The 10,118-nt window shown below is 72.8% G+C and carries 7 protein-coding genes; 2 read left to right on the plus strand and 5 right to left on the minus strand.

Annotated features, from left to right (window positions below):
- Positions 1–66: 66 nt before the first annotated feature.
- The 4 genes from typA to ACWGL3_RS27985 all read right to left on the minus strand — a co-directional run bounded on the left by typA (position 67) and on the right by ACWGL3_RS27985 (position 5,600).
- On the minus strand, positions 67–1,965 hold the full coding sequence (gene typA / locus ACWGL3_RS27970; protein ID WP_267948232.1) for a translational GTPase TypA: 1,899 nt from the start codon (positions 1,963–1,965) through the stop codon (positions 67–69).
- Between the two features lie 414 nt (positions 1,966–2,379).
- A complete protein-coding gene (locus ACWGL3_RS27975; protein ID WP_267950255.1) occupies positions 2,380–2,814 on the minus strand; it encodes a (deoxy)nucleoside triphosphate pyrophosphohydrolase in 435 nt (144 codons plus the stop codon).
- An 88-nt stretch (positions 2,815–2,902) separates the two neighbouring features.
- A complete protein-coding gene (gene recD2, locus ACWGL3_RS27980; protein WP_452461977.1) occupies positions 2,903–5,128 on the minus strand; it encodes an SF1B family DNA helicase RecD2 in 2,226 nt (741 codons plus the stop codon).
- Between the two features lie 34 nt (positions 5,129–5,162).
- Positions 5,163–5,600: an MmcQ/YjbR family DNA-binding protein gene (locus ACWGL3_RS27985; RefSeq protein ID WP_267948230.1), complete on the minus strand. Its 438-nt coding sequence runs from the start codon at positions 5,598–5,600 to the stop codon at positions 5,163–5,165.
- 172 nt (positions 5,601–5,772) lie between these two features.
- On the opposite strand from ACWGL3_RS27985, the gene ACWGL3_RS27990 reads away from it, so the two are divergent.
- Positions 5,773–6,879 carry a serine/threonine-protein kinase gene (locus ACWGL3_RS27990; RefSeq protein ID WP_452461978.1) on the plus strand — a complete coding sequence of 369 codons (1,107 nt, stop codon included), beginning with the start codon at positions 5,773–5,775 and terminating at the stop codon, positions 6,877–6,879.
- 192 nt (positions 6,880–7,071) lie between these two features.
- Here ACWGL3_RS27990 and ACWGL3_RS27995 read toward each other — a convergent pair whose 3' ends face one another.
- The gene (locus ACWGL3_RS27995) at positions 7,072–7,635 is read right to left on the minus strand and encodes a hypothetical protein (RefSeq protein ID WP_267948228.1); all 564 of its coding nucleotides are present in this window, start codon (positions 7,633–7,635) and stop codon (positions 7,072–7,074) included.
- A 323-nt stretch (positions 7,636–7,958) separates the two neighbouring features.
- Here ACWGL3_RS27995 and ACWGL3_RS28000 point away from each other — a divergent pair, with 323 nt between their 5' ends.
- Complete coding sequence (locus tag ACWGL3_RS28000) at positions 7,959–10,091, plus strand: bifunctional metallophosphatase/5'-nucleotidase (RefSeq protein ID WP_267948227.1); 2,133 nt, start codon at positions 7,959–7,961, stop codon at positions 10,089–10,091.
- The last annotated feature ends 27 nt before the right edge of the window (positions 10,092–10,118 follow it).

Below are 10,118 nucleotides of genomic sequence, written 5' to 3' on the forward strand. Positions count from 1 at the left end.
GGCGGCACACCGCCGGGGGGGGGGGGCGCGTCCGCGACCCGCCCACCGTGTGCGACCCCGTACGCCCTACGAGGACTGCTGCTGGCGCTTCTTGTTGGCCGCGGTCCGGCCGCGCTCCTTCTGGTCGAGGACGACCTTGCGGATGCGCACGTGCTCGGGGGTGACCTCGACGCACTCGTCCTCGCGGCAGAACTCCAGGGCCTGCTCCAGGGACAGCTTGCGCGGCGGCACCAGGCGCACCAGCTCGTCGCCGGTGGCCGAGCGCATGTTGGTGAGCTTCTTCTCCTTGGTGATGTTGACGTCCATGTCGTCGGAGCGCGAGTTCTCGCCGACGATCATGCCCTCGTACACCTCGGTGGTGGGCTCGACGAACAGCGTGCCGCGCTCCTGGAGGTTGAACATCGCGAACGGCACCGCGACGCCCGCCCGGTCGGCCACCAGGGACCCGTTGGGACGGGTGCGCAGCTCACCGAACCACGGCTCGACCTTCTCGAAGACGTGGTGGGCGATACCGGTGCCCCGGGTCTCGGTGAGGAACTCGGTGCGGAAGCCGATGAGGCCGCGGGAGGGGACCAGCCAGTCCATGCGCACCCAGCCGGTGCCGTGGTTGACCATGTTCTCCATGCGGCCCTTGCGGACGCTGAGCAGCTGGGTGATGGCGCCCATGTACTCCTCGGGGGCGTCCACCGTGAGGCGCTCGACGGGCTCGTGGACCTTGCCGTCGATGACCTTGGTGACCACCTGCGGCTTGCCGACGGTCAGCTCGTAGCCCTCGCGGCGCATCTGCTCGACCAGGATGGCCAGGGCCAGCTCGCCGCGGCCCTGCACCTCCCAGGTGTCGGGCCGCTCGGTGGGCAGGATGCGCAGGGAGACGTTGCCGACGAGCTCCTTCTCCAGGCGGTCCTTGACCAGGCGGGCGGTGACCTTGGAGCCCTTGACCTTGCCGACGAGCGGCGAGGTGTTGGTGCCGATGGTCATGGAGATGGCCGGCTCGTCCACCGTGATCAGGGGGAGCGGGACCGGGTTCTCCAGGTCGGCGAGGGTCTCGCCGATCATGATGTTCTCGATGCCGGCGATGGCCGCGATGTCGCCGGGCCCAGCCTTCTCGGCGGGCTTGCGCTCCAGCCCGTCGGTCATCAGCAGCTCGGTGATCTTGACCTGCTGGGTGCTGCCGTCGGTGCGGATCCACGCGACCTGCTGGCCCTTGCGGAGCTCGCCCTGCTGCACCCGGACGAGCGCGAGGCGGCCCAGGAAGGGGGAGGCGTCCAGGTTGGTGACGTGGGCCTGGAGGGGTGCGTCCGGGATGTACTCCGGGGCCGGGATGGTCTCCAGGATGGTGCTGAAGAGCGGAACGAGGTTGTCGTTCTCCGGCACGGTGCCGTTCTCGGGACGCTCCAGGGAGGCCTTGCCGTCGCGGGCGCAGGTGTAGACGATCGGGAACTCGATCTGCGACTCGTCGGCGTCCAGGTCCATGAACAGCTCGTAGGTGTCGTCCACGACCTCGGCGATCCGGCTGTCGGGCCGGTCGACCTTGTTGATGACGAGGATGACGGGGAGCTTGGCCTGGAGGGCCTTGCGGAGCACGAAGCGGGTCTGCGGGAGCGGACCCTCGCTCGCGTCCACGAGCAGGACGACGCCGTCGACCATGGACAGGCCGCGCTCGACCTCGCCGCCGAAGTCGGCGTGGCCGGGGGTGTCGATGATGTTGATGACCACGTCCTCGCCCTCGGGCGTGGTGTAGTGGACGGCCGTGTTCTTCGCGAGAATGGTGATGCCCTTCTCGCGCTCCAAGTCGTTGGAGTCCATCACCCGGTCGTCGACGTCCTGGTTCTCACGGAACACACCGGACTGCCAGAGCATGGCGTCAACGAGGGTCGTCTTGCCGTGGTCCACGTGGGCCACGATCGCGACGTTGCGGAGGTCGCTGCGGCGTGCGGAGCCCTCGACGGGCGTAGCGCTGGACATGGGAAAGTCTCGATCTCCTGGTACTGGGAAGAGACCGCAGATTGCCACGGCCCGTTGCCAGTTTATGCGGTCATAGTGGTCTGGTTGGGAAACGTGCGGGTCACCCCGGTCACCCCCGACCGCCCGGCGCCGGCGCCGGCCACCCCGCGTTCACCTCACGGACGGCCGTACCGGTCCGGGAACGGTGGCACGGGGTCGGTCCGCGGAGGTTCCGAGTGCGTCGCCGCGGGTCCGAGTCTTCGACGCGGTGGGACGCCCGGTTCTTCCCCGAGCCCGTTTCCCTCCCGGCGCCGACCGCTCGACCGGGCGAGGGCGGTACCGGGGTGGTGCTCTCCGGCGTCCGCCGGGGCGTGTCCCGGGCGCCGGCGGAGGCCGGGCACGGGCCCCGGTCGCGGACGGACCGGTGGGTACAGCCTACGGGTGGACGGCTGTCCCCGGTGCGAGCAGGGGTGCGATCAGGTCGAGGAAGGGGACGTCCGCGGGCAGCCACGGGACGGTGCGCAGGTCGGAGGCGGTGAGCCAGCGCAGGGAGAGGTGTTCCAGCGCCTCGGGCTCGCCGGCGACCAGTTCGACGCGCCAGAGCCGGAGCACGGCGGGCCTCGGCCGGGAGGGGCCGGGAGCGGGGAAGGGCGCGTCCTCACCGATCCTGTGGAGGGGCCGGACGGTCACACCGAGTTCCTCCCGGCACTCGCGGACCACCGCGTCGGCCGGGGTCTCCCCCGGGTCGACCTTGCCGCCGGGGAACTCCCACCTCCCCCGCAGGGCCGGGGGGTCGGCCCGCTGGGCGGCCAGCGCCAGGCCGTCCCGGATGACGACCGCGCCCACCACGACCAGGGTCTGCTGCTCCACGTGTTCCACGCCCGCCAGCCTAGTAAGGCCCGGCGGCGCGCAGGGCGGCGGCTCCGCCCCTCGGGCCGGGGCGGTGGGGAGCCCGCGTTCAGGCGCCCGCCGGGGCCGCCCGGAGCCGGTGTGCCAGGGCTGTGTGCCGGTGGCCGGAGGAGGCGTTGCGGACCGCCTGGGCCAGGGCCCGGCGGGACCCCACCAGGACGACCAGCCTCTTGGCCCTGGTGACGGCCGTGTAGAGGAGGTTGCGCTGGAGCATCATCCAGGCGCTGGTGGTGACGGGGACGACCACGGCGGGGTACTCGCTGCCCTGGGAGCGGTGCACGGTGATGGCGTAGGCGTGGGCGAGTTCGTCCAGTTCCGCGAAGTCGTAGACGATCTCCTCCTCCTCGTCCGTGCGCACCGTGATCTCCTGGGCGACCGCGTCGATGCCCTCGACCACGCCGAGCGTCCCGTTGAACACCCCGTTCTCGCCCTTGTCGTAGTTGTTGCGGATCTGCGTGACCTTGTCGCCGACACGGAAGACCCGGCCGCCGAAACGGCGCTCCGGGACGTGGTCGCCCGCGGGGGTCACCGCGGACTGGAGCACCGTGTTGAGGTTGGCCGCCCCGGCGGGCCCGCCCTTCATGGGGGTGAGCACCTGGACGTCCCGGCGCGGGTCGAGGCCGAACCTGCGGGGGATCCGGTTGGCGACCACGTCCACGGTCATCCGCGCCGCGTCCTCGGACTCCTCGCAGGGGAACAGGAAGAAGTCGGCCATGCCCTCGAACCGCGGCGGCTCCCCGCCGTTGATCCTGTGGGCGTTGGTGATGACGCCGGAGTCCTGGGCCTGCCGGAAGACGTGGGTCAGGCGCACGCTGGGGACGGGGGAGCCCTCGGCCAGGAGGTCCCTGAGGACCTGGCCCGCCCCGACCGACGGCAGCTGGTCGACGTCGCCGACGAACAGCAGGTGGGCCCCGGGCGGCACCGCCTTGACCAGCTTGTTGGCCAGGAGCACGTCCAGCATCGACGCCTCGTCCACGACCAGCAGGTCGCAGTCGAGGGGGTTGTCGCGGTCGAAGGCGGCGTCGCCCCCCGGCCGGAGTTCGAGGAGCCGGTGCACCGTGCGCGCCTCGATCCCGGTCATCTCGGTGAGGCGCTTGGCGGCCCGCCCCGTGGGCGCGGCGAGGATGATCTTCGCTTGCTTGGCAGCGGCCAGCGTGACGACGGACGCGACGGTGAAGGACTTGCCGCAGCCGGGGCCGCCGGTGAGCACGCACACCTTCTCCGTGAGGGCCAGCCGGACGGCCTCGCGCTGGGCCTCGGCGAGGTCGGCACGGGTGCGCTTGCGCAGCCAGTCCATGACGACGTCCCAGTCCGCTCCGGCGAAGGCGGGGATGCGGTCGGCCGGGTGGGCGAGCAGCGAGCGCAGCCCCGAGGTGAGGCCGATCTCGGCGCGGTGCATCGGCAGCAGGTAGACGGCGCGGACGGGTTCGCCCGCGGGGCCGGGCACGGTCTCGCGGACCACGCCCTCGGCGGCGACGAGTTCGGCGAGGCACTCGATCACCAGGCCCGCCTCCACCTGGAGGATCTTCACCGCGGCGGAGATGAGCTTCTCCTCGGGGAGGTAGCAGTGGCCGTCGCCCGTGGACTCCGAGAGGGTGAACTGGATCCCGGCCATCACCCGCTGCGGGCTGTCGTGCGGGATGCCCACGGCCCGGGCGATGGTGTCGGCGGTCTTGAAGCCGATCCCCCAGACGTCGGTGGCCAGGCGGTACGGCTCCTTCTGCACGACGTCGACGGAGGCGTCGCCGTACTTCTTGTAGATGCGCACGGCGAGGGAGGTGGTGACCTCGACCCCCTGGAGGAAGACCATGACCTCCTTGATGGCCTTCTGCTCCTCCCAGGCGTCCGCGATGAGCCTGGTGCGCTTGGGTCCGAGGCCGGGCACCTCGACGAGCCTCTCGGGGTGCTCCTCGATGACCTCCAGCGCCTCGGTGCCGAAGTGCCCGACGATGCGCTCGGCCATCTTGGGGCCGATGCCCTTGATCAGGCCCGAGCCGAGGTAGCGGCGGATGCCCTGCACGGTGGCGGGCAGGACGGTGGTGTAGTCGTCCACGTGGAACTGCCTGCCGTACTGGGGGTGCGACCCCCAGCGGCCGTGCATGCGCAGCGCCTCTCCCGGCTGGACCCCCATGAGGGATCCGACGACGGTGAGGAGGTCGTGCGCGCCCCGCCCCGTGTCGACCTTGGCGACGGTGTACCCGTTGTCCTCGTTGGCGTAGGTGATGCGTTCCAGGACACCCTGCACGACCGCGGGCCGGAAGGTTCCGTCGGACACGTGGTCGCCCTCCTCTCCCGTGGACCGGGCGCGTTCACGCCTGTTCCGGTGTCGCCGTGCCCGCCCCTCCGAGGTCCGGCGCGTCGTCGCCGAGCACGGCGAGCACGCGGTCGCGGTCGGCTCTGCGCAGGCTACTCGCCACCAGGACGTAGGAGTGCCTCAGCATCTCCGCGACCTCGTCGTCGGGCACGGTGCCGTCGAGGAGCACGGAGTTCCAGTGCTTCTTGCTCATGTGGTAACCGGGGGTGACGGCCGGGTACCGGTCCCGCAGCTCCAGGGCCAGGCCGGGATCGCACTTGAGGTTGACCGTGGCCGGGGCGTCGTCCTCGCCGCCCTGGTCGGACCCCCCTGTGAGCAGGGCGAACATCTTCTGCCCCGCCACCTTGTAGACCAGGGCGCCGGGACCGAAGGGCTCGCTCTCGTCGGCCTCGGGGAACCACAGCGCCGCGTCGATGAACTGTCCGGGTGTCATGGCGTCGCCTTCCTCTCGCCCCCGACAGTGCCAGAGGGCGACGACGTTCCGGAGGGTCCGGCGCCCCCGGCGTGCGGGCCGCCGGGAGCCGGGGTGCGGCGCGTGCCGACCGGCCCCGAGGGGGCCGCGGATAGACTCCGGCGCAGCAGCCCCCACCGACAAGGGAGCGTCCATGAAGGCCAGAGGCGCACGCAGGCTCGACCCCCTGGAGCCCGGGGACCCCCGCGAGATCGGCGGGCACAGGGTGCGCGGCCGGATCGGCTCCGGTGGCATGGGCACCGTGTACGCGGCGGACTCCCCCGGCGTGCAGGGCTACCTGGCGGTGAAGGTCGTCCACCCGGGTCAGGCCGCCGACCGCCGGTTCCGCGAGCGCTTCGCGCTCGAGGCCCGCCTGCTCTCCAGGGTGAACAGCCCCTCGGTGGCGCGGTTCGTGCGCGCCGACGTGGAGGCGGACCTGCCGTGGATGATCACCGAGTACGTCCCCGGGCCGACCCTGCGGTACCACGTGGAGCGGTTCGGGCGCCTGCGCAGGGGCATGCTGCTGGGCCTGGCCGTCGGCACGGCCGAGGCGCTGCGTGCCGTCCACGCGGCCGGGGTGGTGCACCGCGACCTCAAGCCGAGCAACGTGGTGCTCTCCCCCACCGGACCCAAGATCCTCGACTTCGGCATCGCGCATCCCGTGGAGGACCCCGACCCGACCAAGTGGATCCGGCTGCGCCGGATGCGCCGCGCCTACCGCGACCTCGGGCTGCCCTCACCGGACACCCTGGCGGACGAGCGGGTCTCCTCGACGGTGGACCGGCTGGGAACGCCCGGGTGGATCAGCCCCGAGCAGTACCAGCGCCGGCCCACGACGCAGAAGGCCGACGTGTTCCTGTGGGGGGCGGTGACGGCGTTCGCCTCGGTGGCGCACGACCCGTTCGGGAGGGCGGACCTCAAGGAGATGGCCCGGCGCGTGATGTTCGAGGAGCCCGACCTCCAGCACCTGCCGCCCGGCCTGGAGCGGCTGGTGCTCGCCGCGATGTCCAAGGACCCGGACGAGAGGCCGGACTCCGCGGAGCTGCTCCGGGAGGCGCTGGCCCTGGAGTCCCCCGAGGGCGGGGTGCGCCCGCCGGACGGCGGGGAGGCCTCGCCCGGGACGGGCGCCGCGGCCGTGCGCCGCCTGTTGGAGCGCAGGTGGACGGAGGTGGCGGTGCGCCCGCCGCAGCCCCCGCGCGAGGGGCCGCGCCTGTTCGGCCGCACCGCCCCGGACGCGGGGGCGGACGGGTCCGCCCCGTAGCACCCGCGGCGGCGCGCCCCGGAACGGGCTTAGGGCGTGTTCCGTGGATGCTGTCCGTCGCGAGCGGCGCATCCGGTGCGTTCATCGCAAGGCCGAAGAAGGAGTCGGGGTGGGGTCCTGTCGACAGATGAGAACTCCGCGAGGGGCGTGCCGGGGCGACGCGCAGCAGGGCGAGTGTCCGCGGAACACGCCCTAGAGGAGCCCGTAGTGGGCGCGGCCCTCACGGGAGAACATGTGGGCGATCATCGTGACCGCGAAGCCCAGCGGGACGGCGGCGATCAGGTCGCCGAGGACGAGGTTCCACAGCAGGAGGCCCCCGGCGACGGTCTGGAAGGCCACCACGCCCCAGAAGACGCCGACGGTGCGCTGCCGGATCCGGCCGGCCAGGAGCGTGGACAGCAGTCCGTACACACCGGTCACGGCGGCCATGGTGATCATCATGGAGCGCATCATCTCGACGCTGACCGCGAGCTCGACCCCCTCCTCGGCGGCGAGGTCCGCCTGCTGCCGCAGGGCGTCGGCCATCACCTCCTGGGGCACGCTCAGCCCCAGCAGGAACAGGGCCGTCAGCCCGAGGCCGCAGGCGCCGCCGATGTACATCAGCGTGCGCACGACCGCCACCTTCCTCGGCAGCGGCGCGTCGGGGCGGAGCGCGTCGAAGCGGGCGCCGAAGTCGGGGAGCCCCCGCTGCGGCGGGACGTCGCCTCCGCCCTGCGCCCCGTTGGGGTCGTACGGGTCCTGGCCAGAGGGAAACACTGACGTCCTCCGAGGGTGTCGAGCGAACTTGCCTCCCCCATGGTAGGGGCGGCCGGCCCGCCGGGCGCGGGATCGGGCGGCGAATTCCCCGACACTCCCCCGCGTCGGGGGCGACGGCGGTCACCGGGGGTGATGATGGGGGGCATGAGAAGCTGTACAAGGCGATACGGCTGGGACGAAATCCCCGGTCCGCACCGCAGATTCCGCACATCGTAACCCCTCGGCACGTGCCCGATCCTTCTCACCCCTCCAGGGCGGTCCACCCCGGCCCCCGCCCGCCGCAGGCGGATCCCCCGCCGCTCCCCCGAAGGAGTCCCGCAGACATGTCCAGACTCGTGCGCGCCTCAGCGGCGCTGATGCTGGTGGGCGCCTTCGCGGTTCCGCTGCCGTCGGCCTCGGCCGCGGTCCGGCCCGCGGCCCCCGACGGTCCCCCCGACTTCACACTGACGATCCTCCACGCCAACGACCCCGAGTCCCAGCTGCTCTCCGCTTCCGGCCAGGACGACTTCGGCGGCGCGGCCCGCTTCACCACGCTGCTCGACCGGCTCCGGGAGACCGAGGGCGACGGCGCGGAGGCCGGGGCCGACGAGGCCCGCGAGCGCGGTGTCGTCACCGTCAACTCCGGTGACATGTACCTTCCCGGGCCCGAGTTCGCCGCCTCCCAGGAGGACGGTGCGCCCTCCTACGACGCCATCGCCGCCAACCACGCCCGCTACGACGCGATCTCCATGGGCAACCACGAGTTCGACTTCGGCCCGGACGTGTACGCCGACTTCGTGGACCAGCTCACCGGGGACACGACGGTGGTCGCCGCGAACGTGGACGTCTCGGCCGAGCCGGCCCTGGCGGCCCAGGAGGCGGCGGGCCGGATCGCCCCCAGCACCGTGGTCGAGGTCTCGGGGGAGCGGGTCGGCATCGTCGGCGCCCTCTACCCCCCGCTGGCCACCGTCACCAGCCCGCGCGGGGTGGTGGTCGAGGACCTCGTCGTCCCGGTCCAGGCCGAGGTCGACCGGCTGACCGGCGAGGGCGTCGACAAGATCATCATGATCTCCCACCTGCAGAACATCGCCTACGAGGAACGTGTGGCCCGGGAGCTGACCGGCGTCGACGCCATCGTGGCCGGGGGCGGCCACGAGGTGATGGCCGGCCCCGACGACGTCCTGGTGCCCGGGGACGAGGTCACCGCCCACCCGGAGACGGGTGAGCCGCTGGCCTACCCGCTGGTCGCCACCGCCCCGGACGGCACGGCGGTCCCGATCGTGACCGCCGGGTCGAACTACAAGTACGTGGGCCGCCTGGTCGTCAACTTCGACGGGGGCGACCTGGTGTCGGTCTCCGAGCGCTCCGGGCCGGTGCGCGTGTCCGGTGCGGGCGCCGACGCCGTCTCCCCCCACCCCGGGGTCGAGGCCGAGGTGACCGGGCCGGTCGCCGACCACGTCGCACAGCTCGCCGAGACCGAGGTGGCCCTGAGCGAGGTCGACCTCGACGGGGTCCAGAACCCGGGTGTGCGCACCCGGGAGACGAACCTGGGCAACCTGGTCGCGGACGGGCTGCTGGACACCGGGAGGCGCAACGCCGGCGAGTACGGGGTGCCCGAGCCGCAGATCGGCATCCAGAACGGCGGCGGTATCCGCAACGCGTCGGTGCTCCCCGCGGGGCCGCTGAGCGCGCTGGACACCTACTCCGTCGCGCCGTTCGCCAACCAGGTGGCCGTGGTCCCGGACCTCCCGCGTTCCCAGGTCAAGGAGCTGCTGGAGCAGGGCGTGGCCGCCGCCCCCGCGGCCAGCGGGGCGTTCATGCAGGTCGCCGGGGTCAACTTCGCGTACGACCCGGCGCGCACCGCGCAGGCGGTGGACGACGCGGGCACCGTGACGACCCCGGGCGAGCGGGTGCGCAACGTGATCCTGCACGACGGCACCGTCCTCGTGCGGGACGGCGAGGTCGTCGACGGCGATCCGGTCACGGTGGTCACCAACGACTTCTCCGCCAGGGGCGGGGACATGTACCCGTTCCGGGACGCCCCCTTCACCGTCGTCGGGGCGACCTACCAGGTGGCCCTGGAACGCCTGCTCACCGACACCCTGGAGGGCCGGGTCACGGCGCAGGCGTATCCCGAGGGCGGCTCCGGCCGCATCGTCGTGGGCGAGGAGGCCACGGTGCCGGACGGCGGCGGCACGCCCACCGAGCCCCCGGTCGGGCCGACGGCCGGCCCCACGGACCCCGCGGAGCCGACCGATCCGCCGAGCGCCGGGCCGACCGCTCCGGGAGGGGGCGGGCCGGGCGACGACAAGCCGGGCCGGCCGGACGGGGCGAACGGTGCGCTGCCGACGACCGGAAGCGCGTTGTTCGGCCTGGTCGCCGCGGCCGTGATCGCGGTCTGCGCCGGCGGTGCCGCGCTGTACCTGAGCCGCAGGCGCACGGGCGCCGGCACCGCGTCCGCCGGACCGGAGTCCTGACGGGAGGCGCGCCGGTCCCCCGGGGCC

It is taken from the genome of Nocardiopsis sp. NPDC055824 (assembly GCF_053616335.1).

Coding starts and splice junctions, on each gene's coding strand:
- typA (WP_267948232.1), bottom strand. CDS start 1,965: ATGTCCAGCGCTACGCCCGTCGAGGGCTCCGCACGCCGCAGCGACCTC.
- ACWGL3_RS27985 (WP_267948230.1), bottom strand. CDS start 5,600: ATGACACCCGGACAGTTCATCGACGCGGCGCTGTGGTTCCCCGAGGCC.
- ACWGL3_RS27990 (WP_452461978.1), top strand. CDS start 5,773: ATGAAGGCCAGAGGCGCACGCAGGCTCGACCCCCTGGAGCCCGGGGAC.
- ACWGL3_RS28000 (WP_267948227.1), top strand. CDS start 7,959: ATGTCCAGACTCGTGCGCGCCTCAGCGGCGCTGATGCTGGTGGGCGCC.